Origin of the sequence: Caulifigura coniformis (assembly GCF_007745175.1) — a bacterium.
Classification (GTDB): Bacteria; Planctomycetota; Planctomycetia; order Planctomycetales; family Planctomycetaceae; genus Caulifigura; species Caulifigura coniformis.
On the sequence record NZ_CP036271.1, the window covers coordinates 5,281,091 to 5,305,287 of the forward strand.

Consider the following 24,197-nt stretch of genomic DNA (forward strand, 5'->3'; position numbering starts at 1 on the left):
TTGTGGAGGAGGTTTATCCGAGGGCATCGGCCCAGCTGTCGGAAGCGGGTTTGTCTTCCTCGTCCTGCTCGTTCGAGTGGAAGCTGAACGTCTCCCGGAACTTCAGGTAGAGCAGCGAACCGCAGAGAATCAGGATTCCGAGAATGATGAACGCCGCAATCCGGTAGAGCGCTTCGAGGCGGGCGAGATCGACCAGGAACACCTTGAACGCCACCGTGGTGAACAGGAGGAGGGCTGTCACCCGGATGGCCTTCTCGCGGTAGATGATTCCCCGCAGCAGCAGTCCCAGCGCGAACAGCGACCAGAGGATCGAGATGCCGCCGAGCCGCATCTGCGGGAGAAAGTTAATGAACAGCGTATTGGCTTCGAGGGTGAGGTACATAAAGGACAGGACGACGGCCGCCGCGCCGAACAGGCTGCCTGACTCTCTCATCTCCGGTTCGGGAATCAGCAGTTTGCGGCCGACGAGAAGCATGGCGATGAGCGAGCCGAAGTCGAAGAGGCGGATGACGCCGTCGCGCGCCAGGTACTCGCCGCCGTAGACGAATCCCGCGGCCAGATCCCAGCTGGGAATGTCGACGAGCACCAGTTTGCCTACGATGAAGGCCATGCAGAGAATCGCCAGCGAAAGCACGATTTCGTTCTTGCGGACAACGGCCGCGCGGAGGACGACGAATGAAAGCCCGAGCCACAGCCACGTGAGCGAGGGAAGCTGCAGCGGCATGTAGAAGTGGCCCAACGACCGAAAGGCTTCGAAATTCAGGAACAGGAACCCGATGGTTGCCGCAGCCCAGCTGGCAATGCGGACGATCGTCGTGTCATCAAGGTCGAGGGCCACGTCGTTGCGGGGATCGACGGGGGAAGGATCGGGGAGAGGCCGACTCACCAGCCAGCGGGCGCCCAGTAGCGAGAGGACCGGCATGCCGAAGACCATCAGGCGACCGCCAAGCTGTCTCAGATACTCCACGAGCGTGGTGTCCACGGGGATTGGCGTGCGCGGGAACTCGCGTGGCAGGTCGATCAACCCGAGCCGGAGGAACACAATGAGGTAGACCAGCGCGCTGAGCGTGTGCATGGCGCCGCTGCCGGTCTGCCGGCCGATCCACAGCATGGCGAGCCCCATGCCTGCCCAGCTGACGGTGAGCATGGAATCGGAAACCAGCAGGGGAACGGTGAGGAAAGCGAAGAAGGACGCGAGTCCCTGGAAGGTGACGACGAGGGGGCGGTCGATCAGCTTGCGCCGGACGAATGCGAACGCGAGCAGGGCATAGTGCAGGGCCAGCGGGATCGTCGCCACGGCGACCCATTTGCGGGAGTAGCCTGTGCTGATGAGCTGATCGGCGACGGATCCAAAAATCGCTGCATTGATGAGGACGAACAGGATGTCGAGCAGGTTCGAACGCTTCTCACGCACGGCGGTGTAAAGCCACGTCATCGTCGAGAAGAGCAGGAAGAAGCCGGTGGCAAACGGCATCACCTTCCAGAAATCGGCCGGGGTGTAGTCGGCCATGGCTGCAAAGAAGAGCGACCACGTTGCGAGAAAGCTCAGGCCGTTCACGAGAGGCCAGTTCTTCCACACGCAGACGGCCAGGATGCCGATTCCGAGAACGAGGAGGTAACCGAACAGGCCGGGGAAGTTCACTTCTCCGGTCGAGAGCATGAGGGGCGTGGCGTACCCGCCGACCATTCCGAGCATCGCCGTCAGGATGGAGTCGTAGCGGACTGACACGATGCCCGCGAGAACAGTGACGGCGCTCATCAAGGCGAATGCTGCCGGGAGCTGGATGAGGTGATAGAAATTGGCCGCGGCGTACACCGCGAAATAGAGCGTGACCAGCCCGCCGCCCATCAGGCCCTGCCCGAAAACGCGATACTTGCCGCCCAGGATCCGGACACCGGCGACCAGCATCCCAATCCCCGCGCCGGCCGACATCAGTACGCGGGCGGTTTCGTCGATCCAGCCATGCTGGATCGAGTATCGAAGGAAGAACCCGATCCCGCAGACGAGGATCACGATGCCCAGCCGGAGCAGCCATTGGCTGGCGACGGCATACTCCATCGAGACACCGGCCGGCACATGTTCTTCGCCGACGATGATCCAGTTCCAGATTCTACGGAGGACCTCGGCGGCCGCTTTCTCGAAGGCCGCGGGTTCAGGCTGATCCCGGGGGCGACGCTCAACCGGATCGAGGTCGGACATGGGGCGTTGCAGGCGCGCGGGACGATTGGTGTGATCCGTCTGCCGGGAATTCGATGCCTCAAAGAGCCTCTCCGCGGAATGGGATTCCGGGGTGGATCTGGCAGCAGGCGGTCGCCAGCCATCGTCGGGTTTGCTGGGGGGCGGAGTGACGGCAACCGGCGCTGGCGGCAGGACGGATGACGGAGCAGGGGGCATCGCCGTCCCGAGGGATCCTGTGCGATCGATGGCCTGCCGCAGCCGGGCGAGTTCAGCGAAGAGTCGCGGAATCTCCGACGAGAGCTCATTGCGGATCTGGAAGACCTGCACGAGTCCGATGATTCCAAGAACGAGCAAAGGCAACAGGACCATGTGGGGTCTCCCACAGGCCGCCGATTTCCAAATGGAATGCCGGCCCGTTCACCCCACGGGCGTGCAAACGGCCGAGAACTCACGGACAAAGCGATTGATTGGCCATTTTGAAGAAAACCGGAACGGCTTTGCGTTCGGGACGCCTCTCCATTCGGGCAGCGATTCTGAGAAAGCCTCGCGGTTATCGGAGAGGACGCAACGGTTAGCCGGCCTTCTTCTGGCGGTAGAGGTAGGCCAGGATCTCGGCGACCATCTGGTAGAACTCGCTGGGGATCTCCTTGCCGATGTCGACGTACTTGTAGAGCGCGCGGGTAAGGGGCTTGCGCTCAAGCACGGGCACTCCGTGCTTCTTCGCGATACGGACGATCTGTTTCGCGAGCGCATCAGATCCCTTGGCGACGACGATCGGCGCTGCGGCAGAGTTCTTGTCGTACTTGAGAGCAACGGCGTAGTGCGTCGGGTTCGTCAGGATGACGGTGGCCCCGGGGACGTCTTTCAGGCCTTTGCGTTTCGCCATCTCCCGCTGCATCCTGCGCATGCGGGCCTTGAGATGCGGGTCGCCCCCCTCTTCTTTCATTTCCTGTTTCATTTCCTGCTTGGTCATCTTCAGCCGCTGTTCACGTCGCCAGAGATGCCAGGCGTAGTCGGCCAGGCCGATGGCCAGGGCCGCTCCGGTCGCCGACCAGAGCACGCGGACGACCACGCCCGCGCCCAGACCGGTCACCTGGTGTAGCGTCGAACCGCCGAGCGCATGGAGCGCGACGAGTTGCTGGGACGCGGCAATGGCGGAGACGAGCGTGATGACGCTGAGCTTGACCAGCACGGTGAGGGTCTTGGTGAGGCTGTCGAGCGACCACAGCTTCGTCAGTCCCTGCGCAGAAAACAGCCGATCCCACTTCAGATGCAGGGAGACCATCGTGACGCGGACGCCGGTCTGCATCATGCCGGCCATGACGGTCAGCGAGATCACTGCGATGGAGACGATGCCAGCCGCGATCATCAATTGCATCGCGACCCACTGGGCCACGGTGCAGGTGTGGGTGAAGGTCCACTCCTTCGTGGTGATGGAGGCGAGCGAGCTTTCGATCCCCCGGCCGAGCGCTTCGGACCAGCTTTCTCCCCCCATCTGTACGAGGGTGGCGACGGAGGCGAGGCCCGCGGCGGCCGTCAGGTCGGAGCTGTAGGCGACATCACCATCGGCGCGTGCGCGTTCTCTCCGCCTGGGTGTCGGCTTCTCTGTGCGGTTCTGTCCGGAGTCGCCGGCCATGACTTGAACTCAGCAGGGCTAGCGCACGAGAAACTCGGCCTGTCGGCTGAGCAGTGATCGTGCGCAGGCCAGTAACAGGTCCGGGAGGTAGGCGATCAGGGCCCCGAGGCCAACGATGATTCGAATGGCCGATCCCCAGGCGAAGAGGTGCATCTGCGGCGCCATTCTAGTCGCCAGCGCCATCCAGACTGTCACGATCAGCAGCAGCACGGCGACGGAAGCGGCGATCATCAGGCCGACTTCGACGGCTCCGGCCGAAGCCATGGCGCAGCGGGCCCACATCGGCGTGGGCCAGCCGGAACCGACGGGCGTGGTCCGCCAGCTGACGTCGAGGATACGGAACACGAAGTGATGTGCGTCCAGCACGAAGAACAGGCAGAGGGCGATGGCATCGAAGATCTGCGCAATCGGGTCGCTGGGATGCTGGTCCATCGGTGAGGTGAGCGCGGCGAACGTCAGTCCCATTTCCTGGGCCACATAGGACCCCGCGATCCTGGGGGGGATCAGCACCAATCCGATCACCTGCGCCATGACGACGCCCAGCATCACTTCGCGAACGCAGACGATCGCGATGCCGGCGAGCATCTCGGGCGCCGCAGGGAGGGGGCCTTCGCCGGGCTGGAGCGTCCAGAAGACCGTCAGGGCGATGGCCAGGCCCACCTTGACGGTCTGCGGAAGCGATCGGCCTGCCCAGGGAGGAAAAGCGGCGATAAACGACGCCGTCCTCATCAGGATCAGAACGCCGTTCCAGACATCATTCATCGAGCCGCCTCGGCAAAGCGGTCGATCATTCTCAAGGTGAATCCCTGTGCCACCTGTAGCGACCACGGGAGCGAGATCAACACGATCACCCCCACTGCGACGAGACGCGGCGCGAAGGAGAGCGTCTGTTCCTGGATGCTGGTGATCGTCTGGAGGATGCTGACCAGCAGGCCGACGAGCAGACTGGCGCCGACGGCCGGCAGTGACAGCAGCATGGCCGTCATCAGCAGGTCGCGGGCAATCGCCATCACATCTGTTGCGCTCATCTCAGGCCTCCTGTCCGCCAGCCACTCAAACTAGCGCCTGCCTTCATCTTTCCTGGGGGCCCGTTTGAACGTCCGGAACGCCTCGGCGAGTTCGACGGTCAACGTCGTGTCGTCGATGGCCGCCAGCACCTTACTGGCCTCGCGCTCTTCAAAGTTCGCGAGGAGCTGCACGGCGAGTTCCATCTTGCCTTCGTTGGCGAGGCCTCTCAGGATGTCGGCTGCCTTTTCGGGTTCCATCCCCTGGAACCAGGCCGACATCCGTTTGACGTTGTCGCGCTGGGCGACGTCATCATCTTTCTTGACGGTGTCGTACTTCTTGAGTTCCTCTTCGGCCTTCGCTTTCTCGGACAGGAAGGCCTGGCGCTCCTCCGCGAGCTTCGCGAGGAGGTTGTCGACGGCGGCAATCTGGTCTTTGACCTGCCGCCTGAGGCCATCCAGTTCGTGCTGCTCACCCTGGATATCTGTCAGGGCGATGTTGACCTGCGCCTGGCGTCGCTCGAGGTCCTTTTCTTTTCCGTTGATCGCCGCCTCGCGGGACTTGAGGCCAAGGCTGTAGCGAAGCAGCTCTTCCACGCTGACCGGCCTGGGCCGGATGCTTCCTGGAAGGGCGTGGTCCAGAGGCCTGAGGGCTTCCGCAGCCGACTTCGGCGGCGGGCCTGCGTGCGTGTCGGAGGCCGATGGGGGCGCGGCCGCAACGGCCGGCGGCTGGCCGTGGGCGCCATGTCCTTCCGCTGCCGGCGCAGCGTGGTGCTCGCTCTCCGCAGCGGGGGCGGCGTCGTGGCCGCTGGAGTGGTCATCCTTCGCGGCGGTCTTGTCGCCCGCAGCGTGTTTTTTCTGCTGCAGGAACCACGAACCGCCCGCGGAGGCTCCGAAGACAACTCCGGCCACGAGGCCCATCATCAGGATGTTCTTCATGTCTCGCTCTCCGGGCCCGGGCCCTTGACGGAGGCAGCCGCCTCACTGACGTGGCTCCGAATCCCGTGTTCATCCCACGAACGCTGAAGCGCCTGCAAGTCCTCTTCCTCATCCACCAGCGCCGCATTCTCGTGCAGCTTCTCCCATTGCTTTGTCTTGACGCGCATGGCCTTCAAAACCGACTCGATCTCGGCTTCGACCCTCAGGCACTCGGCAATTTTTGCCTGTTTTTCGACGAGCCGGAGTTCGGCAGCGGCCTCGTCCGCGTAAGCACTCAGAACGAATGCCCCGGTGAACGACGACGAAACGGTCTCGGACCGGCGGCGCAGGGAATCCTGGATTCCCGCGGCCGCGACATCCCGATCACGTTCGGCGAGCAGCCGGTTGGCTTTCGCTTCGGCGTAGCGCCATTCGACGCCGCGTTCGAGTTGCTGTTGGGTCCGCAGCAGGCGGGCAAATCGTTTCGTCTTCTCGGATGCCATCGCTGCCCCTGTTAACCGACACCGAACTGCCACGCCTGCCCGAGCTGCAGGAGGGCATTCCGGGCATCTTCGACGGCCGTCGGCGCGTTACACCGCTGGCAGAGGTACGTGTTGACGGCCGGGAGCAACTGCAGCGCCCGATCGACCTGCGGATTGGCCCCTGTGGTGTAGGCACCGATCTGAATCAGGTCGTAGGCCTCCTCGTAGGCGGAGAGCAGCGCGCGGACCTTCATCGCCGCTTCGATCTGCCCGGGCGAGCAGACATCGTTGAAGACGCGGCTGACACTTTTCAGCACGTCGACGGCGGGGAAATGCCCCCGCTGCGCCAGCTTGCGAGTCAGCACGACGTGGCCGTCGAGGATCGACCGAGCGGCATCGGCGACTGGCTCGTTGTGGTCGTCTCCATCGACGAGCACGGTCAGGATGCCTGTGATCGACCCCTTGTCGGAATTGCCGAGTCGCTCGAGAACGGATGCCAGGAGCTGCATGGCTGACGGCGGATAGCCCCGCGCGCCGGGCGGCTCGCCCCGCTGGAGACCGATTTCGCGTTGTGCCGTCGCCAGACGTGTAAGGCTGTCGAGCAGGAACAGGACGTTGGCCCCGGCGGCCCGGAAATCATCGGCAACGGCGAGGGCGCTCGTCACCGCGCGAAGCCGCATCAGCGGCGTTTCGTCCGAGGTCGCGACGAACACGACGGAGCGAGCAAGCCCTTGCTCCTTGAGGCAGTCATCGAGGAAGGGACGCACTTCACGGCCACGCTCGCCGACGAGCACGATGATGTTCACATCGGAGGAGGCGTAGCGCGCGATATCGCCGAGCAGCGTGCTCTTGCCGACGCCACTGCCCGCGAAGAGTCCGACGCGCTGGCCCTTGCCGAACGTCAATAGACCATCGATCACGCGCTGGCCTGTACCGAACACTTCCGCGACTGGCGGACGTTTCATGGCGGCCGGAGGACGGGCAAGTGTGGCCCGTTTCCGGGGAGCGCGAATCGGCGGTCCGCCGTCGATGGGCTCGGCCAGTCCATCGAGAACCCGGCCGAGCAGCGCCGGACCGGTGGGGACGCGGACGGACCGTCCCAGCGCTTCGATCTCGAGACCGTTGGCCAGGCCTTCCGGCTCATGGAAGCACATCAGCTGCGCATGCGGACCTTCAAATCCGATCACTTCCGCGAGGACGGGCTCGCCGTGGTGACGGTGAATCTGGCAGAGCTCGCCGACGGACGCATCGATGCGGGCTGTCAGGACGCCGCGGGCGCTATGCAGTTTCCCGACGGTCCGGATACCGCTTGATGTGCTGATGCGCTGCTTCAGGGCCGCGACGTTCAGTTTGAGCATGCTCCAGCTCCTCGTGTAGACCGGCACGAATCTCTGCGAGGTGTGTTCGCCAATCCGAGACCACTGCTCGTGATCCCGAATTCGCTCGACAGCACCCTCGCTTGAGAGCGGGGTCCTCGAAAAACTCGATCACGCCCCCCGGCGTTTCCATTCCTTCAGCACGCTTCGCCTTCAACAGCTTCAGGTCCAGCGGGTTCATCGCAATCTGCACCGGCCCGTCGGAGGTCATTCGTCCGAGAAGACTCGCGACTACCTGGTCGACGCCGAACACTCCGTGATCGAGCGCCTGCCCGACAATCTGTGATGCGGCCGCCACCGCGAGTTCGATTGCCGCTTCCTGCAGTTCGGCAAGATTCTGCCGACGTCGTTCTTCGAGGTCTTGAACGGCTTCCTGAACGGAGGCCATCGCGTCAACCAGCAGCCGGTTTGTGTCGACGGGCGGAGGGGCCGGCGGCGGCGGTGGAGGAGGAGGAGCCTGAACCGGGACGGGATTTCCCTGTGGATCCCGAACCTGGATACGCCGCAGCAGTTGGCCCGGGCGGATGATGACCGACATCACTCCGCCTCCTGTTCGGTCTTGGCGATCAGCTTCACGATCGCGGCTCGGGACATGGCGATTTTCGATCCGGCAATGCGTCCCGCGAACTGCAGTTCTTCCTTGAGCATGTCGGACGCCCGTCGCGAAAGATTCCTGAAGACCTTGTCGGAAATCGCGTCTTCAGCGCCAGAGAGGGCGGCTGCGAGCGTACCGACGTCGACCTGGCCGAGAATCTGCTGTACGGCGCGGTCTTCAATGCCGAGGATGTCCTCGAACACGTACATGTAGTCGGTGAGTTGCGAGGCAGCGTCGGGATCCTGCTCTTCAATCGCCTTGAGCAGGACTCGCCGTTGTGATTTCTCAGCCGCGCGAAGGACCTCCGCGAGCCGTTTCAGGTGGTTGTCGTCACGCGGAGGTTCTGGCGGCAGGTTGACGATCTTCTGCACCAGCGCCTCGACGGCCCGCATCTGGACGTCGCTACGGACACGGATCCCTTTGCCGAATTCGCGAACGACCTCGCTCTTGAGTTCGTCCGGAAGTCCGCTGAGGAGAATGGCGACGCGGTCCGGCGGGAGACAGTCCACCGCGACCGCGATGACGCGCGGATGCTCGCCTTTGACTCCGATGGCGAACCGGTCGGGGCTGATTTCCGCCAGCGCCTCTTTCGGATCGCTCGGCAGCTCGGCAGCCTCCCCCGCCATTGAAGACGAATGGCCGGGCATGCGATCAGGGGCCGCCTTGTCGCCCGCTTCCAGTGGCTGCGACATGACGAACTGCAGGAATCGCTCGAATTCCAGAAGGAGCCGCTCGCGCTTGCGCGGAGACATGGCCTTCACCTCGGCCACGTTCAATCCACCGAGCGACGACGCGAAATCGGCCGCAAGGTGGGGGCGCACGAGTTGGGCGACATCCGCACCCAGCAGGGCGAGAATCTCCGCAAGTTCGCTATCAGCCACCGCGCTCATGTCGTTCGATTTCGCAAGTTCAACAGGTCAGGAAGGTGTCATCGCGGGCCGGAGTTCAGCCTGCTTTTCGCATCGGAATCGTGGCCGGCGTTTCCGAGTTGCGCGTCGCCAGCCAGGCATTCAGCGCCTGCGCCACGGCTTCTGGATTCTCACGGGCCCGCATCGAGAGTGCTGCCAGACGCTGGTCGGCGCCCGATTCGCCAGTCGTGGTCTCGGAAACGGTGACCGTCGGGCGAAGCCGCCTGAGCGTCATCAGTCCAAGGAGAAATGCAACGATCGCGGCCAGCCCCAGCGAGGCCGACCGGGCCAGTTGCTCATAGCGGTCCCAGGGAACGCCGGCGACTTCCGGAATCGCGGGAACTGCACCGGCCAGCGTTGCCGTGACGACCGAAATCTGGTCGTTTCGGGAATCGTCGAATCCGACAGCCTGGCGGATCAACTGCTCCACCTGCTTGGCGTCAACGGCGGGACCGGCGGCTGTCTGCCCTTCGACGTTCGGTTCCGCCAGTTGAACGACGGCAGCGACGGTGAGCCGAACGAGTCTGCCCGGGACTTCCCGGTTCTTTTCGAGAGTCTCCGCATTCGCGTAGGTGGTTTCGCTGCGTTCCGACTTTCCGCCGCCGGATCCGCCGCTGGAAGCGGCCGCGGGCGTCACGTTGGAGCCGGTTCCAGGCGGGCCGGATTGTGGCGTCGAGCGCGGGGCAGATGATCCCAGCGACTCCGATTCGATTTTCTCGCTGACTTTGACTTTGCCGTCCGGATCGTAGGTCTTCCGTTCGGTCTGGCGCTCGTTGAAATCGAGATCGGCAGTGACGCGGACGATGGCCCTTCCGGTTCCGAGCATCTGGGCCAGCAGCGTTTCGGCCTTGATCGCGAGATCGGCTTCCAGTCTACGGCGGTATTCGAGCTGCGCCGCGACGTCTCCGTCGACCGGCTCGCGCGTGGAGAGCAGGTGGCCCTGCGTATCCATCACGGTCACCTGATCGGGGTTCAGGCCTTCCACGGCATGGGCGACGAGAGACACGATGGCCGCTGCATCCTGGCGGCCGATGGAGTTCGTTCCTTTGAGTTCGACGACGACGCTGGCTGAGGGGGCCTGGCGGTCTCGAAGGAACGGGCTGGGCTCAGGTTTGCTGAGATGGACAGTTGCGGTCCGGACGAACTCGAACTGGGTGATCGAGCGGGCCAGACGCTGCTCCTGCTGGCGGAGGAGGCGCACATGGTTCAGCGACGGATCGCCCCAGACGCTCCCCTCGACGTTCTCTGACCCGCTGGTGTTGATGTCGAGCAGCTTTCCAGAGGCGAGCCGTGCGCGACTCAGGTCCTGCTTGGGGACCAGGACGGACGAGCCGGAGAAGTTCAGCTTGCTCTGGATTCCGGCGGCGTCGAGGGCGCTGACGATCTCGGCGGCGGTCGCCGGGCTGAGATCCGCGGCGACCGGGACATACTGCGACTGCATCGACCAGGCGCCGACACCGACGACGGCGACCGCGCACAGCACCGCCGCTCCGGCAATGCTGAGCTTCTGGGGGATGGTCCACCCGCGCCACATCGATTGAATCTGTACGAGCCAGGCCTTCACTGCTGCATCCTTGCGTTCGCGTCACGCCTCACCGGAGGCGACGTCCCGTGAGCTCTACTCAAATCCGAAATCAGATCTGCATCCGCATCACGTCCTGGTAGGACGAGATCAACTTGTCACGCACTTCCATCACCAACCGGAACATCAGGTCGGCCTGAGCGACGTTCAGCACGATTTCGTGGACGTTCTCTGCTTCACCCGTCGCCATCCGCGTCACGTCCTGGTCCATCTTCCCCTGGCTCTGGGTCACTTCGCCCAGCATCTGATTCATCATTTTCGAGAACGGCTGGTCCGTCTTTCCGAGGGATTCGATGCCGGCGAACTCGACCGAACCCGGTCGGCCGATGGGACCGATCCCGCTAGCGATTCCAGCGCTGATTCCCGAAAGCGCCATCAGCTCCCTTTCAACAGCGAGAGGGACTGTTCAGTCATGCTGCGGAAGATCTGCAGCGACTTGAGATTGGCCTCGTAAGCCCTGGCTGCCGTCATCATGTCCACCATTTCGTGGGGGAGCTTGACGTTCGGATAGGTGACGTAGCCCTCGGCATCGGCGTCGGGATGCCCGGGCGAATGGAGCCGGGGCATTTCCGAGAGATCGTCCTCCACTCCCTCGATCACGACGCCCGTGAGGCCCTGATGGGAGGTGTTTCCGCCCATGGCCTGTTTCATGGCCGCCGAGAAGACGACCTGCTGGCGGCGGTAGGGCGTGCCGTCGGCCGTGCGCGTGGAATTGGCGTTGGCGATGTTGTTCGCCGCGACCTCCATGCGCATCCGTTCCGCGGCCAGTCCTGAACTGGCGATCTGCGTGACTCCGAAGAGTCCTCCGTGGCCCATGACCCGTCCTTCTCGCTGTTCAGCGGCTATCCATCGCCCGGCGCATCATGCCGAGGCGAGCTTCCAACAGTTTTGTGTACGTCTGAAACATCAAGGCCGTGCGCTGGAGCTCGCCGAGTTCCCGGTCGAGATCCACGGAATTTCCGTCCGCCCGTGTCGTGCCGTCATTGGACGTCACGACCTGAGCCTTGATTCCCGCCGCACGGGACACGTCTCCCGATCCGGACAGGGCAGCCTGAAACTGGTCTTCGAATGTGGCTTCCAGCCGCTGGTAACCGGGCGTGTTGAGGTTCGCGAGGTTGTGGCTGACGACCTGCTGCCGCACGGCCGTCGCGTCCATTAACTGGGAGAGCAGGCCGGCCTGTGCGTCGAGTGGGGACATATCGGACTTATCGACACAATCGGCAATGTTTCTGCCGTTTACCCCGTTCAAACCGGCCAGAGTCGCCGACAGAGATGTGGCGAATTTGCAACTGGCGGCGAATTCTGCCGCTTCCCTCGAAAACTTGATCAATGTTTCAACAACGCCACATGGCCATATTGCAGGCGCCCCGGGACCAGGGGGCCTGTGATGGAGTCGTGGTGCGACCAGAATCATGATGAACCGGTCAGATTGAGGGCCATCCCATGCCTGTTCAGGCGATTGCGACTTCTCCTGGAGTTGCGCCGAGTCGCGAACTGCAGCTCGGACGAATTCGAGTCCATCTCATCAGCGAAGTCGGCACGATCAGCGGGGCCATCGAAGAGATGTCCCCTTCCGACGTCCGCATCTATGCCGAAGAGGCCCTGCCCGTTGGATCCCTCGTCACCGTGCGGCTGGCGCCGGAAGGCTGGGAATGCCAGTTCGACGCCAACGGCGTCGTCCATCGTGCGGAGCAGCTGGCTGACGGCACCGACCTGGGCGTGTTCCTGTCGGAACCGCTTTCGGAAGAGCTGATCAGCGCCTGCTGGCTTGAGATGCGACGTGAGCTGCGGTATGGCGTGGTCTGGGCCGCATGGGCGCGTCCCGAATCCCAGAAAAAGATCGTCGCCGCCACGATCCTCAACTACTCGTACTCGGGCGTCCAGCTGCGGCTCCCCTACCAGCCGCAGCCTGGCGAACAGATCACGCTGCTGACCGACGCGCCGATTGCCACCGCGACGGTTCGGTGGGCGGCCCCCTACGGGCCCAACCAGTATTTCTGCGGTTGCCAGATGGCGAAGAGCGATGGTCTCAAGTTGGCGCTCCGCGTCCAGCTGGCCACCAACAGCTGAATTGAATTGCTTGAAGAATGCCGGGCCCAGAAGCCGCAGGAGGCGACGGCTGAAAGTTGCTGTTCCAGTTTATCCCCTCGCTTGAATGATGGATCGCTGAGATGATCGTCGATTTTACGAAGCTGAACCGCCTCCCCTCTCTGCCTGTGGTGGCGATTCGCCTCCTCGAAAAGTTTACTGATCCCAACGTGGCGCTGCCCGAGATCGTCCGGATCGTTCAGACCGATCCGGCGATCACCGCCAAGCTGCTGCGTGCCGTGAATTCCGCGCAATACGGGGCGGGGCGTCCGGTTTCCGACCTGAACCGCGCGGTCAACCTGCTCGGCAAGAAGGCCGTCACCTCGCTGGTGCTCTGTTTCTCACTGTCGGAAGAGTCCATGTGTCGGGGAGCCTTCGCGTCCCTGTACAAGTCGGTCTGGTTGCAGTCGATCGTGCAGGCCTCGGCCGCTGAGCAGATCGCCCGCCGGCATTTCCGCGGAATGGAAGGCGAAGCGTTCACGATCGCCCTGCTGGCCGATATCGGGCGGCTGGCGATGCTCAAAACCGCTCCGCAGGAGTATGCGGCCGTCGTTGATCGCTCTGCCCGTGAAGGGCTTTCCCTCGAACAGTGTGAAGAAGAGGCGTTTGGAATCGATCACCGCCGGTTGTCGCTGGCGCTCCTCAACCACTGGAACCTCCCCAAACGTTTCAGCAACGCAATCTGCCGGCGGACGTCGGCTCCCGATCAGTTGGCGAGCCTGCCGGCCGATGAAGAACGCGCCATGACGTTCACCACCGCCCTCGCGACGACGATCGCCGACTACTTCTGCATCTCGCCGCGCGGGCTGTCGTTCGCACTGATGGCCGACCTCGGCGCTGAACTGTTCGGCATGACCCCAGACAACATTGATGCCCTGTTGAAGGAGACCGACCGGGCGGTGAAGTCGACTTCCGAACTGTTTGAAACCGATCCGTCGCAACTTGGATCGCCGACCGATCTCATGGCCGAGGCGATGGAACAACTCTGCGCCATCGCGAGTTCCGTCCATGACGGGCAGACGGAGGCCTCGGTGCGCTCCCGGCTCCTCGATGAGAATGGCCAGCTGAAGCAGCGGATCCAGGATCTCGTCCAGCGCAGCTGCCTCGATGCTCTGACCGGCGTGTTCAATCGCGGATCGTTCGACGAGCAGTTCACGCTCGCCACGGCTGACGCGATGATCAAGCACGATGAACTGGGGTTGTTGTTCCTCGATGCCGACCACTTCAAGAAAATCAACGACGAATATGGACATCCTGCGGGCGATGCCGTGCTCAAGCGGCTTGCAACCGTCCTGACGTCGGCCGTTCGTGAAGGCGACATCGTCGCCCGCTACGGGGGGGAAGAGTTCGTCGTTCTTCTCAACAAGCCGAGCCTGGCAGGACTGGAATCGCTGGCGGAGAGAATTCGTGCGGCGGTTGAGGCCGAACGGATTCCCGTTGACGGCGGGGGCGTGATCCGCGTGACGATCAGCATCGGCGGGGCCCTCTTCGTCGCGCCGCATTCCGACGACACACCGGGCAACCTGCTGGTTGCCGCGGATTCCGCGCTCTATGAGGCCAAGGACTCCGGGCGGAACCGGGTGCTCATTCGCCACGTCCACCAGTGTGGATCGGAGATGACGGCTTCGGATCGCTGATTCCCGCTGCCCGCGCCACGGCTCAGTTTTCGTCGTGGTACTGCATCAGGCTGAACACGTCATACCCTTCCAGTTTTTTCCGGCCGGGAAGGAACGTCAGCTCGACGATGAAGGCACAGCCCACGACGTGAGCCCCGGCGAGTTCCGCCAGTTTCGCACAGGCCTGCATCGTTCCGCCGGTCGCGAGGAGGTCGTCGACGAGCAGCACGCGGTCGCCGGTTTTGACGGCGTCGACATGCATTTCCAGCGAATCGCTGCCGTACTCCAGGTCGTACTGGAACGCCCTGCGGTCGAACGGCAGCTTGCCCGGTTTGCGAACCGGAATGAACGCCGCGTCGAGCTCGATCGCGAGCGGAGCGGCGAAGATGAAGCCGCGGGCTTCGGCGGCAGCGACGGCCGTCACTCCCGCATCTCGATAGCGGTCCGCCAGCAGCCGGATCGACTCCCGGAACGCAGCGGGCGCCGCCAGGAGCGGCGTGATGTCGCGGAACATGATTCCCGGCTTGGGAAAGTCCTTGATGCTGCGGATATGGGCCTTGAGATCAATTGCGGACATGCTGGGAACGGCAGTGGGGTTACAGTTCAGGACGTGAATCGGGCGCGGCAGAAGTCTCTTTAGCGGACGGCGTCTGTTCGTCGCCAGTCGAAAGGGCGGCCCGTGCTTCCGCCACCGCACTGGCCGCGGACTGATCGTCGCCATAGAGCTCGACGATGCTTTGCCAGATGGTCCGTGCCTGGGGCTTCAGTTCCTGGGCGTCATAAGCCCGGGCCCGCTCGACGGCCAGCCTCAGCAGGGCCCGCCCATGCTCCTCGATTTCCTTTTCCGCCGGGCCGATCGTTGCCAGGAGCTCGTCGATCACCGGCAGGAGCGACGTGCTTTGTGGCGTTCCGATGGCCATCGTCTTGAGGGCGTTCAACGTCGTGCGAGCTTCCGACAGGTCTCCCCGTCGTCGCTGGTCCCAGGCGCGTCGCAGGAATCGCTCGATGTCCGATTTCGGCGGGGCGTCGGCGCGCAGGCTGCGAACGCTCAGGAACTCCTTTCGAAGATCATAGATCGCCAGCTGATCGAGGTAGGGCGCCACCTGAGGCTCCCAGGTCTCCCGATCGAGCGCCAGAAGCGGCTCGAACGCCTCTCGCCGAGCTTCCTCCCAGGCCGGCCCCGCGGGCCTCTGCATCAGTTCCTCTCCGCGAGCGAACAGTTGTTCCGGCGATTTCTGACGCGACTGGAGCCACCACAGGCCGACGGCGACGAGCAGCACGAGCACGCCTGCGAGCAGCCAGGTGTTGTCGAGCAGACGCTCGACCGGCGTCATGTTCGTTTTACGATCGAGATGACCTTTGATCAGGTCCCGCATCAGCGTGCCGCCGACCGGAGCGTCGCTGTTGAGAACAGCGTCCCCCTGGGTCACATCATCCCCGGCCGCCCCGTCGAAGTCGAACGTTCTCCCGCCGGAGGTGGTCTGTCCCGAACCGGAGCCAGTTCCCTGGGCGAGGTCGAGCTTCTTCGGAATTTCCTGCAGACGGAGCTGCAGCACGTAGGCGTCCGGGTACCTGTCCTCGGGCTTCTTCTGGAGACAGTTGCAGACAATCTCATCGAGCCAGTGCGGGATCTCTGGAACGATTCTCCGCGGACTGTCGAACTGCCCGTACTTGTGTTTCTGCGCGATGTCGAGGGCGGTCTTCCCGGTGAACGGAGGACGGCCGGTGAGCATCACGTACATCACAGCGCCCAGCGCGTAGATGTCGCTCTGCTTCGTCGCACGTTTCCCCTGCGCCTGTTCCGGCGACATGTACTCGACGGTTCCAATGACGCCGCCCGTCGCCGTCAGCTTGCCGCTTGCGAAGACCTGAGCGACGCCGAAGTCCGTCAGCTTGACGACGCCGTCCTTGCCCAGCAGCAGGTTGGACGGTTTCAGGTCGCGGTGAATCACTCCCGCATTGTGGGCGGCTTTCAGCGCTTTGCAGATCTGGATCGCGATGTCGATCACTTCGCGCCACGGGAGCCGCTTCTCGCGCACCAGCCGCTCGGTGAGAGTTTCGCCGTCGACAAACTCCATCGCGTAATACCACGTGCCGGCGTCTTCGCCCGCGTCGCGGAGTTCAACGATGTTGGGGCCATGCACGGTCCGCATCGCGTCGATTTCGCGGGTGAAGCGCGCCACGAATCCCGGTTCGCGGGCCATCGAGGCCGGGAGGACCTTGACGGCTGATTCTTTGGATCCGTTTCGCTCGTCGAGTCCGAGATACACGGTTCCCATTCCGCCCGCGCCCAGTTCGCGGACAAGCCTGTAGGGACCGATGCGTTCAAGCTGCATAGCGCGGTGAGCCGGAGACGTGTGCACCGTCGACGTTGAGTTGACGGGGAGGATCTGGTGGCAGTCAGGTCGGCGCGATCGGGATCGCTACCGATAGCTGTTCATGATCTGCACATCAGGCACGTCTGACCAGTCCGAGAGCTTCACCTCGACATCCATTGGCTCGACGTTCGACGATTTCTGCACCGAAAGAATCACCGTCTCACCCGGTTTGCAGTCCCGGAGGCGGTGCACCAACGATTTCGAGGTGCCGTCGTCGAACGTGAGGATCGGATCGCCATTGACCGCCTTGATGACGAAATTGGTCCGCAGGCCGGCCCGGTCCGCCGCGAGCCCTTCCGTCACGCTCGCGATCTCGCATCCGCCGTTCTCCGAGAACTGGTATCCCGAGGACCGGACTCCCAGCGTCGCGGCGCTGCGCTCGATCGGGGCGAGCCCCGGAATTGCGGCCTTGAGCGCCAACGTGTCTTCGAGGCGAATACCGCATCCGTCGACAAGGTAGAGCTGCAGGCCGCCGGTAATCCGCAGGCGGGTGAGGTATTCGAGCCCTTCTTTTCCCCCCGTCCAGTTCCGCAGGATGTAGACATGCTCGACCTTCAGCAGCGCGGGAGGCGATGAGTCGCCGGCGATGGCGTCGGTATCGGCTCCTTCTGCCAGCTGCCCCAGGGCATCGTGCATCGGATCGTGAAGGTCGGAGAAAACGACCTTTGCTCCCAGACGCCGCAGGGTGGCGATGGCCCGGTTCTCGGCCAGGACGGCGTGGCGCGCCAGGGCCGCCTCGGCGATGGGAGCGGCCGGCGAGTCTCCCTCGGCCAGCCGTGACAGCGACTTCTCAGCCGCGCGGGTGACTTCGGTCTCTCCGAAGTCGCCCCCCCGCCGGATCGTGAGCATCACATCGAGTGATGACAGCAGTGCCGGGCGGGCCGAAGTCTCCTCCGGTCCCGGCGCCGACTGGCCGACGTACAGCCGTTCGAGCAGGGAGACGATGCGGGCCGCGTGTTCCGAGTCCTTGGTCGCCGCCTCTTCCAGAACCTGGGTCTGGACGGGGTCGAGTCGTGAAAGTTCGCGTTCGGCGGCGGTACGGACTTCGAACCGCGGGTCCGTCATTCGTCGAAGAAGGGCGTTGATCGACGACGATTGGGCATCTTCTGCGGCGGAGGCGGTGGAAGTCGACAGGCCGAGCCCGACCGCGGCGATCAGCAATGCGTCGCGGACACTGTGAACCCAAACTCGACCAGGGTGCGTGTCCATAGACCCCTATTGTTGCGGCAATGGACGGATTCCCGCCAGAGGTGTTTGCGTGTCTGGCCCCCGCAATGGGTGGGGGGCCCTGTCAGTTCCGATCAAACCCGCTGGGCGTTGCGCGTCGACAGAAGCAGTGACAGAGAGGTCAATTCGCCGCCGGCAATCGGCCTGGGATCGGAGGAAACCGGCGCTGCGGGACCGGCAGTCTTCGCCGTTCTCGCGGTCGTCGGTGTCGATTCCCCACTCGTCCGAGGACAGTGAACGGAACGCTGTGCCGGATTCGGCGCGTCGCAAGTCGTTTCTGGGAATGTTGTTGTGGAAGGCGGCCTGTGCCCTGGCCCCGTGCGCAGCCCGGTGGCGCCCGTCTTGACCCCTGTTTTTTATCGGTCCTATATGGCGTTCCCTCCTGTTCATTTTCCGCCTTGCCGCGATCCCGTCTGTTGCTTGCCGCTCGGTCAGCCACAGGCTTCGGAGCCTTCTGATGGACTCCCGACCATTCCGCCTCATGCTCATCCTGGCAACAGCCACTCTGGCTGGCTGTCAGGATCTCATGTCCAGAATGAATGAAGATCCCAAGGAAGCCGCGATCAAGAAGGGGAGTGAGAACGCCACTGCTGCCCTGCTGGGCAAAGAAGGGCATTCCCGGCTGCTCGGCGACTACATCAAAGTGTCGGGCTACAACTGGGTCGTCCTCGAAGGCGTCGCGCTCGTCGTCAATCTGGACGGAACCGGAGAAGATCCCCCGGCCTCGCCTCTTCGAGCCTTGCTGCTGGAAGACATGCGGCGTCGCAAAGTCGAAGATCCGCAGACGCTTCTGCGGTCGACTGACACGTCCATGGTCATCGTGCGGGCGTATCTGCCGCCGCTGATCAAGAAGGGGGAAAGTTTCGACGTCGAGATTTCGCTGCCCGACGGCTCGAAGACAACCTCCCTCGCCGGCGGCTTCGTGATGCCCTGCGACCTGAAAGAGCACGCCTACGTGCAGGGTGGCGGTACGCGGGAGGGCAAGCTGATGGCGAAAGCCACCGGGCCGATCCTTCTGGCCACGGGGGAAGGAGAATCGGAGTCGCAGACGCCGAATCTGCGTCGGGGGACGATTCCCGGCGGGGCCACGTATGTCCTGGAAGGAATGCGGAAGCTGACCGCCATCGTCCGGAACGACTATCGCAGCGCAAAACTGACTCACCGGATCGCCGGCCGCGTCGGAGAGCGGTTCCACGACTACGACGAACACGGGCTGCAGAAGCCGCTGGCTGTCGCGCTGACCGACCTCAAGATCGAACTGACAGTCCCCGAGAAGTACCGCGACAACTACCCGCGGTTCCAGCAGGTCATCCGCAACATTGCGCTGAAGGAATCGTCCGTCGAGAAACACATGCGGGTGCGGGGCCTCAGGGACAGCCTGATGATCCCTGATCAGACCGAGCAGGCGGCCCTGGAACTGGAAGCGCTCGGAGCGGACGCGCTGCCCGTCCTGAAGGAAGCTCTGAAGGCGAGCGACCTGGAATGCCGTTTTCGCGCCGGGGAAGCCCTCGCGTATCTCGGCGATCCCGCCGGTGTGGACGCACTTCGGGAAGCGGCCGAGAAGGAGCCTGCGTTTCGGGTCTTCGCGCTCGTGGCGCTGGCGTCGATGGACGACGGATCGGCGTTCCAGGCCCTCTACAGCCTGATGGACCATGACAGCCTCGAAACCCGCTACGGTGCGTTTCGTGCCCTCAGTGAAGCGAATCCCAACGATCCCAACGTTCAGGGCGAAAAGATGCCGGGTGGTTATTCACTCCACGTCCTGCGAACGTCGGGCAAGCCGATGGTGCATGTCACCCAGCGAAAGAAGGCCGAGATCACGATTTTCGGAGCAAGCCAGCAGTTCACGACGCCCATGATGGCCCGGGCCGGGCAGAAGATCATGGTGATTGGCGATGCCGGCAGCAGCAACATTCGGGTGGTGCGCATCGCCGCGAACGAGCCGCGGCAGGTTCGCGAAGTGAGCCCGCGGGTGGCCGACGTCATCAAGGCATGTGCCGAACTGGATGCTGGCTATCCGGATATCGTCCAGCTCCTTGTTTCGGCGAAGCACAACGCCAATCTTCCGGGACACATCGGCATCGATGAAATGCCGCGGGCCGGCCGGGTCTACACCCGCCACCTGCCGGAGAACCAGGGCGCGTCCGAGACCACGGTCGGTTCAGAGAACCAGATGCCAAACCTGTTCGAAACCGGAATCAAGCCCGCGGGAGCCCTGCCCGTGGAAGACTCCGAGCCGGAAACCGAACTGGAAGCCGCGGGCAGCGAAGCGAAGCCGGCCACGCCGTTCATGGCTGACCTCGACGCGAAGTCCGGGAAAACCTCCAAAACCTCGAAAGACACTTCCAAGAAGTGATGCAGCGGGCCGCTGCCGATGTGTTCAAGCCGCCCGCCTGGATGACGATCGTCGATGCTCAAATCCCTCGAACTTCTGGGCTTCAAGAGCTTCGCGGAGCGAACGCTCTTTGAGTTCGCGCCGGGGATTACGTGCGTCGTCGGCCCGAATGGCTCGGGCAAGAGCAACGTCGTCGACTCCATCAAATGGATTCTCGGCGACCAGAGCGCCAAGAGCCTTCGCGGCAAGGAGATGACGGACGTCATCTTCAATGGCTCGTCCAGCCGCAAACCGAGCCAGCTCGCCGAAGCCTCGCTGACTTTCGACAACACGTCGGGCCTGCTGCCGATCGATGCGGTCGAAGTGAAGATCGGGCGCCGGCTGTACCGGAGCGGCGACTCGGAATACCTGCTGAACGGCAACGTCGTCCGACTGAAGGACGTCCGCGACCTGCTGCTCGGCACCGGCGCGGGAACGGCCGCTTACAGCATCATCGAGCAGGGGCGCGTCGACCAGATTCTGCAGTCGAACCCGGCCTCGCGCCGGCAGGTGTTTGAAGAAGCCGCCGGCATCAGCCGGTTCAAGGCGAAGCGCGTCGACGCCGAACGCCGTCTTGAGCGGGTCTCCCAGAACCTGCTGCGGCTCACTGACATCGTCGGCGAGCTGGAATCGCAGCTGAATACGACGCGCAACCAGGCTGGCAAGGCCGCGAAGTACCGCGAGCTGACGAGCGAACTGAAGGTTATCTGGACCGGCCTCGCCGCCGATGATGTGCGGCACATGGACTCCCAGAAGTCCGGGTGGGACGAAAAGCTGGAGACTTCCCGGACTCGCTCCGAGGAACTCCAGGAGCAGCTTGCCAGGATTGAGGCTGGACGCCAGGAAATCGACGAAGAACTGTCGGCGAGCGATCACAAGGTGCGCGCCGTCGAACAGCAGATGTCGGTCCTGCAACAGGCCATCGCAACCGCCACCGCGAACCGCGCGAATCAAAGCCAGCGCAGCGAAGAGCTGGCGGTCGAGATCGGCCGGCTGCAGACGCACCAGATGTCGCTCGTCCGCGAGGAGTCGCAGGCTTCGCAGGAACTGGCTGAAGCAGAACTCCGCCTGAAGACGCTGGAACAGTCGATTCAGGAGCGTCGCGGCAGCTTTGAACGCCGTGAGGTACTGGCGGCCGAGATTCAGCGGAAGGTTGGACTGGCTCGCAAGGATGTTCGCGAACAACGCATTGCGCGCGAGGCGGCCCTTCAGAAGATTGTCACGTGCGAGCGGCAGCTGGCGGCCCTGGAGTCGCAGCAGGCCTCCGCAGGCGAGGCGATCGATGCGCTCGAACGGCAGCGTGCCGAAGCACTCGTTCGACTGGGTCAGTTCGAAGCCGCCGATGAAGAAACGCAGGAGAACCTGGCGCGCGCCGAAGAAGCCCTCGCAGACGCCCGGGCCGCCCGCGACGGCGTCGCGGCGGAACGCGCCAAGCTGCATGGAGAACTGACTCGCCTCGAAACGCAGCTCAACCATCGTCGCGAACATCGCAGCGTCTGGCAGGCGCGTCTGCAGGTGTTGAAGGAGTGGGATGCCAGCCACGCCGGCGTCGGTACCGGCGTGCGAGAGTTTCTCGCCAGGGCGGCGGAATCGCGTGGCGCCCCGTGGAACACCGTGAAAGGACTCGTCTGCAACCTGCTGGACGTCCCGCTGGAGGTCGCTCCGCTCATCGACCTGGCACTTGGAGAGCAGTCGCAGGCCGTTGTCGTCGAAGACCTCCAGCCCTGGATCGCCTACTGGAGAAAGCCCGATTCGGTCGCCGCCGGCCGGATTGCCATGATCGGCCTGAACCTCAACGGAGACATCCGACGGACCGATCCGTTTGAACGGACCGTCCGGGAACTGCCCGGCGTGGTGGGGCGCGCCGACGAGGTTGTCAAAGAATCACGCAAGGCCATCGGTCTCGCCAAACGCGTCCTGGGACATGTGTGGATCGTTCGCGATCTCGACACGGCGACTCAGGTCGTGGAAACGTCCGGCGGCAAGGCAACGTGCGCCACGCTGCAGGGAGAACTGCTGAACGGCGATCTGCGACTCGTCGTGGGCGCGCTGTCGGCCGAGTCGGCCGTCGTGTCGCGTCGCAGTGAGCTCAAGCAACTCACACTCGACCTCAAACGCCTCGAACGGGCGATCGAAGGGGACGGCCGTCGGCTGGCCGAACTGATTGAAGTCCATGTATCGCGGGACGCGGCCGTTCGTGAAGCCGATGAGATTGTCGGCCGTCGGCTGGAAGAGGTCGCCGCTGCGCGGGCGATGTGCGACGTTCGCAATCGTGACCGGCAGCGATTGTTGGCGGAACTGGAAACCACCGAGGAACAGACTGCGCTTGCCATCGCCCGGCAGACTTCGGTTTACGACCAGGCCGACGCCCTGGAAGCGACAATCGACAGCCTGCGCCAGGAAGCATCGACGCTGGAGGAATCGATCACCGTCCTTCAGGCGGACATCGATTCGATCGACCAGGAGCTGCGCGAGCTCACCAGTGAACTCGACCTGCAGCGAGTCGAACTCGCCAAGCAGGAAGAGCGGCTGACCGGCTTGATCGAATCGCACGGTCGTTTTGACCGCGAACAGGGCGCCCGGATCAAGCAGCGGGAAGAGGCTGCGGAGCGCTTCGAGGAATCGCAGGCGGCGCTCGCCCGTGCCCAGTTGGCCATGCTTTCGGCATCGAACGAGTGCGCCACGCTCATTCTCAAGGTCGAGACGCTGCAGAGCGAGCGACGGATCCTCGACGAAGTACGGGCCCAGGTGCAGTCCCGCCGGAAGAAATACCTGGCCCAGGAAGACGCCTGCCGCAGCGAGCGGCACGAAGCCGTCGACGCCATGCACACGGCCGAAATGCAGCTGCGCGAGTTCACACGGCTTCGCACGGCCCTCGAAACCCGGATGCAGGAAGAGTTCCAGCTGTCGCTCGAGGAGATCGTCGCCTCCGAGGTATCCGCCTACGCTGACTATCTCGCCGCGAACCACGCCCCTGAAGAGCAGCCCGCTGCTGAAGAAGCCGACGAGACCGGCGAAGACCGCGAGACCGCGGACGACGACGAAATCATTACGAACGAGGGCGCACCGACGTTTGACGAGGTCCGGCCCGAGCTGGAGGCGGAAGTCGAACGGCTCCGGCGACGGATCAAGGCGCTGGGGAACGTGAATACCGAGTCGCTCGACGATCTCGACGAACTCGAAACCCGCTACAACGACCTGGCGGGCCAACTGAGCGACCTCAATGAGGCCAAGGCCGCGCTGGAGGACATCATCCGCCGGATCAATGTGGAAAGCCGCCGGATGTTTCTCGAAACGTTCGAGAGCATCTGCACGCACTTCCGTGAGTTGTTCCGGAAGCTTTTCGGCGGCGGTGAAGGAAACATCATCCTCGAGAATCCTGACGACGTTCTGGAGTGCGGGATCGACATTGTCGCCCGGCCGCCGGGCAAGGAACTGCGGAGCATCTCGCTGCTTAGCGGTGGCGAAAAGACGCTCACGGCCATCGCGCTGCTGTTCGCGATGTTCAAGAGCAAGCCCAGCCCGTACTGCATCCTGGACGAAGTCGACGCGGCTCTCGATGACGCGAACGTCGAGCGCTATGCCTCGATCGTGAAGGACTTCACCTACCTGTCCCAGTTCGTGATCATCACGCACCGGAAGCGGACGATGACGGCCGGCGACGTGCTGTACGGCGTCACGATGGAACAGGCGGGCATCTCGAAACGGATGTCGGTCCGCTTCGACGACGTCGGCGAGAACGGCGAAATCCTCGCCAAATCGAGAGCAGCCTGAGGCGACCCGAAGGCCGCCGCAGGCTGCAGAGTTCGACAGCAATCCCGCCGGCCCGGCGAG

At 63.7% G+C, this 24,197-nt stretch carries 20 protein-coding genes; 4 read left to right on the plus strand and 16 right to left on the minus strand.

Features of this window, described 5'->3' with window-relative positions; genetic code table 11:
* Positions 1–13: 13 nt before the first annotated feature.
* From Pan44_RS21195 to flgB, 13 genes are all read right to left on the minus strand, one after another.
* Positions 14–2,548, minus strand: coding sequence for a DUF2339 domain-containing protein (locus Pan44_RS21195; RefSeq protein WP_145033567.1), 2,535 nt, complete (start codon positions 2,546–2,548; stop codon positions 14–16).
* Positions 2,549–2,750: 202 nt separating this feature from the next.
* On the minus strand, positions 2,751–3,815 hold the full coding sequence (locus tag Pan44_RS21200; protein WP_145033570.1) for an EscU/YscU/HrcU family type III secretion system export apparatus switch protein: 1,065 nt from the start codon (positions 3,813–3,815) through the stop codon (positions 2,751–2,753).
* A gap of 18 nt (positions 3,816–3,833) precedes the next feature.
* Positions 3,834–4,577 (minus strand): flagellar biosynthetic protein FliR, encoded by a 744-nt coding sequence (locus Pan44_RS21205; RefSeq protein ID WP_145033574.1) that lies wholly within the window; start codon positions 4,575–4,577, stop codon positions 3,834–3,836.
* Positions 4,574–4,843 carry a flagellar biosynthetic protein FliQ gene (locus tag Pan44_RS21210; protein ID WP_145033578.1) on the minus strand — a complete coding sequence of 90 codons (270 nt, stop codon included), beginning with the start codon at positions 4,841–4,843 and terminating at the stop codon, positions 4,574–4,576. The genes Pan44_RS21205 and Pan44_RS21210 overlap by 4 nt, the downstream gene beginning before the upstream one ends.
* Before the next feature lie 30 nt (positions 4,844–4,873).
* Complete coding sequence (locus Pan44_RS21215; protein WP_145033580.1) at positions 4,874–5,758, minus strand: MotE family protein; 885 nt, start codon at positions 5,756–5,758, stop codon at positions 4,874–4,876.
* Positions 5,755–6,240: a hypothetical protein gene (locus tag Pan44_RS21220; protein WP_145033582.1), complete on the minus strand. Its 486-nt coding sequence runs from the start codon at positions 6,238–6,240 to the stop codon at positions 5,755–5,757. Before Pan44_RS21220 ends, Pan44_RS21215 begins: the two co-directional genes overlap by 4 nt.
* Before the next feature lie 11 nt (positions 6,241–6,251).
* Positions 6,252–7,577 carry a FliI/YscN family ATPase gene (locus Pan44_RS21225; RefSeq protein WP_145033584.1) on the minus strand — a complete coding sequence of 442 codons (1,326 nt, stop codon included), beginning with the start codon at positions 7,575–7,577 and terminating at the stop codon, positions 6,252–6,254.
* Complete coding sequence (locus Pan44_RS21230) at positions 7,498–8,133, minus strand: FliH/SctL family protein (protein ID WP_145033586.1); 636 nt, start codon at positions 8,131–8,133, stop codon at positions 7,498–7,500. The genes Pan44_RS21225 and Pan44_RS21230 overlap by 80 nt, the downstream gene beginning before the upstream one ends.
* A complete protein-coding gene (locus Pan44_RS21235; RefSeq protein ID WP_145033589.1) occupies positions 8,133–9,080 on the minus strand; it encodes a FliG C-terminal domain-containing protein in 948 nt (315 codons plus the stop codon). Before Pan44_RS21235 ends, Pan44_RS21230 begins: the two co-directional genes overlap by 1 nt.
* 55 nt (positions 9,081–9,135) lie before the next feature.
* Positions 9,136–10,662, minus strand: coding sequence for a flagellar basal-body MS-ring/collar protein FliF (gene fliF / locus Pan44_RS21240; RefSeq protein ID WP_145033592.1), 1,527 nt, complete (start codon positions 10,660–10,662; stop codon positions 9,136–9,138).
* A 70-nt stretch (positions 10,663–10,732) separates the two neighbouring features.
* Positions 10,733–11,056, minus strand: coding sequence for a flagellar hook-basal body complex protein FliE (gene fliE, locus Pan44_RS21245; protein WP_145033595.1), 324 nt, complete (start codon positions 11,054–11,056; stop codon positions 10,733–10,735).
* Positions 11,056–11,496: a flagellar basal body rod protein FlgC gene (gene flgC, locus Pan44_RS21250; protein ID WP_145033598.1), complete on the minus strand. Its 441-nt coding sequence runs from the start codon at positions 11,494–11,496 to the stop codon at positions 11,056–11,058. The genes fliE and flgC overlap by 1 nt, the downstream gene beginning before the upstream one ends.
* Positions 11,497–11,515: 19 nt before the next feature.
* Complete coding sequence (gene flgB, locus Pan44_RS27535) at positions 11,516–11,878, minus strand: flagellar basal body rod protein FlgB (RefSeq protein WP_197453536.1); 363 nt, start codon at positions 11,876–11,878, stop codon at positions 11,516–11,518.
* A gap of 245 nt (positions 11,879–12,123) precedes the next feature.
* On the opposite strand from flgB, the gene Pan44_RS21260 reads away from it, so the two are divergent.
* Together Pan44_RS21260 and Pan44_RS21265 are read left to right on the plus strand one after the other, a co-directional pair.
* Positions 12,124–12,750: a hypothetical protein gene (locus tag Pan44_RS21260; protein WP_145033605.1), complete on the plus strand. Its 627-nt coding sequence runs from the start codon at positions 12,124–12,126 to the stop codon at positions 12,748–12,750.
* A 101-nt stretch (positions 12,751–12,851) separates the two neighbouring features.
* Positions 12,852–14,405: a GGDEF domain-containing protein gene (locus tag Pan44_RS21265; RefSeq protein WP_145033608.1), complete on the plus strand. Its 1,554-nt coding sequence runs from the start codon at positions 12,852–12,854 to the stop codon at positions 14,403–14,405.
* 22 nt (positions 14,406–14,427) lie between these two features.
* Here Pan44_RS21265 and Pan44_RS21270 read toward each other — a convergent pair whose 3' ends face one another.
* From Pan44_RS21270 to Pan44_RS21280, 3 genes are all read right to left on the minus strand, one after another.
* Positions 14,428–14,961 (minus strand): adenine phosphoribosyltransferase, encoded by a 534-nt coding sequence (locus Pan44_RS21270; RefSeq protein ID WP_315861123.1) that lies wholly within the window; start codon positions 14,959–14,961, stop codon positions 14,428–14,430.
* A gap of 19 nt (positions 14,962–14,980) precedes the next feature.
* Positions 14,981–16,720 (minus strand): serine/threonine protein kinase, encoded by a 1,740-nt coding sequence (locus Pan44_RS21275; protein ID WP_145033611.1) that lies wholly within the window; start codon positions 16,718–16,720, stop codon positions 14,981–14,983.
* 87 nt (positions 16,721–16,807) lie between these two features.
* Positions 16,808–17,923 carry a PDZ domain-containing protein gene (locus Pan44_RS21280; RefSeq protein ID WP_145033614.1) on the minus strand — a complete coding sequence of 372 codons (1,116 nt, stop codon included), beginning with the start codon at positions 17,921–17,923 and terminating at the stop codon, positions 16,808–16,810.
* Between the two features lie 592 nt (positions 17,924–18,515).
* On the opposite strand from Pan44_RS21280, the gene Pan44_RS21285 reads away from it, so the two are divergent.
* Both Pan44_RS21285 and smc read left to right on the plus strand, forming a co-directional pair.
* Positions 18,516–20,345 (plus strand): flagellar basal body P-ring protein FlgI, encoded by a 1,830-nt coding sequence (locus tag Pan44_RS21285; protein WP_197453537.1) that lies wholly within the window; start codon positions 18,516–18,518, stop codon positions 20,343–20,345.
* A gap of 54 nt (positions 20,346–20,399) precedes the next feature.
* Positions 20,400–24,137, plus strand: coding sequence for a chromosome segregation protein SMC (smc, locus tag Pan44_RS21290; protein ID WP_145033620.1), 3,738 nt, complete (start codon positions 20,400–20,402; stop codon positions 24,135–24,137).
* The last annotated feature ends 60 nt before the right edge of the window (positions 24,138–24,197 follow it).

What these genes read in the sequence shown, in the direction of transcription:
- Pan44_RS21195 (WP_145033567.1), bottom strand. Translation starts at nt 2,548, where the DNA reads ATGGTCCTGTTGCCTTTGCTCGTTCTTGGAATCATCGGACTCGTGCAG.
- Pan44_RS21200 (WP_145033570.1), bottom strand. Translation starts at nt 3,815, where the DNA reads ATGGCCGGCGACTCCGGACAGAACCGCACAGAGAAGCCGACACCCAGG.
- Pan44_RS21205 (WP_145033574.1), bottom strand. Translation starts at nt 4,577, where the DNA reads ATGAATGATGTCTGGAACGGCGTTCTGATCCTGATGAGGACGGCGTCG.
- Pan44_RS21210 (WP_145033578.1), bottom strand. Translation starts at nt 4,843, where the DNA reads ATGAGCGCAACAGATGTGATGGCGATTGCCCGCGACCTGCTGATGACG.
- Pan44_RS21215 (WP_145033580.1), bottom strand. Translation starts at nt 5,758, where the DNA reads ATGAAGAACATCCTGATGATGGGCCTCGTGGCCGGAGTTGTCTTCGGA.
- Pan44_RS21220 (WP_145033582.1), bottom strand. Translation starts at nt 6,240, where the DNA reads ATGGCATCCGAGAAGACGAAACGATTTGCCCGCCTGCTGCGGACCCAA.
- Pan44_RS21225 (WP_145033584.1), bottom strand. Translation starts at nt 7,577, where the DNA reads ATGCTCAAACTGAACGTCGCGGCCCTGAAGCAGCGCATCAGCACATCA.
- Pan44_RS21230 (WP_145033586.1), bottom strand. Translation starts at nt 8,133, where the DNA reads ATGTCGGTCATCATCCGCCCGGGCCAACTGCTGCGGCGTATCCAGGTT.
- Pan44_RS21235 (WP_145033589.1), bottom strand. Translation starts at nt 9,080, where the DNA reads ATGAGCGCGGTGGCTGATAGCGAACTTGCGGAGATTCTCGCCCTGCTG.
- fliE (WP_145033595.1), bottom strand. Translation starts at nt 11,056, where the DNA reads ATGGCGCTTTCGGGAATCAGCGCTGGAATCGCTAGCGGGATCGGTCCC.
- flgC (WP_145033598.1), bottom strand. Translation starts at nt 11,496, where the DNA reads ATGGGCCACGGAGGACTCTTCGGAGTCACGCAGATCGCCAGTTCAGGA.
- flgB (WP_197453536.1), bottom strand. Translation starts at nt 11,878, where the DNA reads ATGTCCCCACTCGACGCACAGGCCGGCCTGCTCTCCCAGTTAATGGAC.
- Pan44_RS21260 (WP_145033605.1), top strand. Translation starts at nt 12,124, where the DNA reads ATGCCTGTTCAGGCGATTGCGACTTCTCCTGGAGTTGCGCCGAGTCGC.
- Pan44_RS21265 (WP_145033608.1), top strand. Translation starts at nt 12,852, where the DNA reads ATGATCGTCGATTTTACGAAGCTGAACCGCCTCCCCTCTCTGCCTGTG.
- Pan44_RS21270 (WP_315861123.1), bottom strand. Translation starts at nt 14,961, where the DNA reads ATGTCCGCAATTGATCTCAAGGCCCATATCCGCAGCATCAAGGACTTT.
- Pan44_RS21275 (WP_145033611.1), bottom strand. Translation starts at nt 16,720, where the DNA reads ATGCAGCTTGAACGCATCGGTCCCTACAGGCTTGTCCGCGAACTGGGC.
- Pan44_RS21285 (WP_197453537.1), top strand. Translation starts at nt 18,516, where the DNA reads ATGTCCAGAATGAATGAAGATCCCAAGGAAGCCGCGATCAAGAAGGGG.
- smc (WP_145033620.1), top strand. Translation starts at nt 20,400, where the DNA reads ATGCTCAAATCCCTCGAACTTCTGGGCTTCAAGAGCTTCGCGGAGCGA.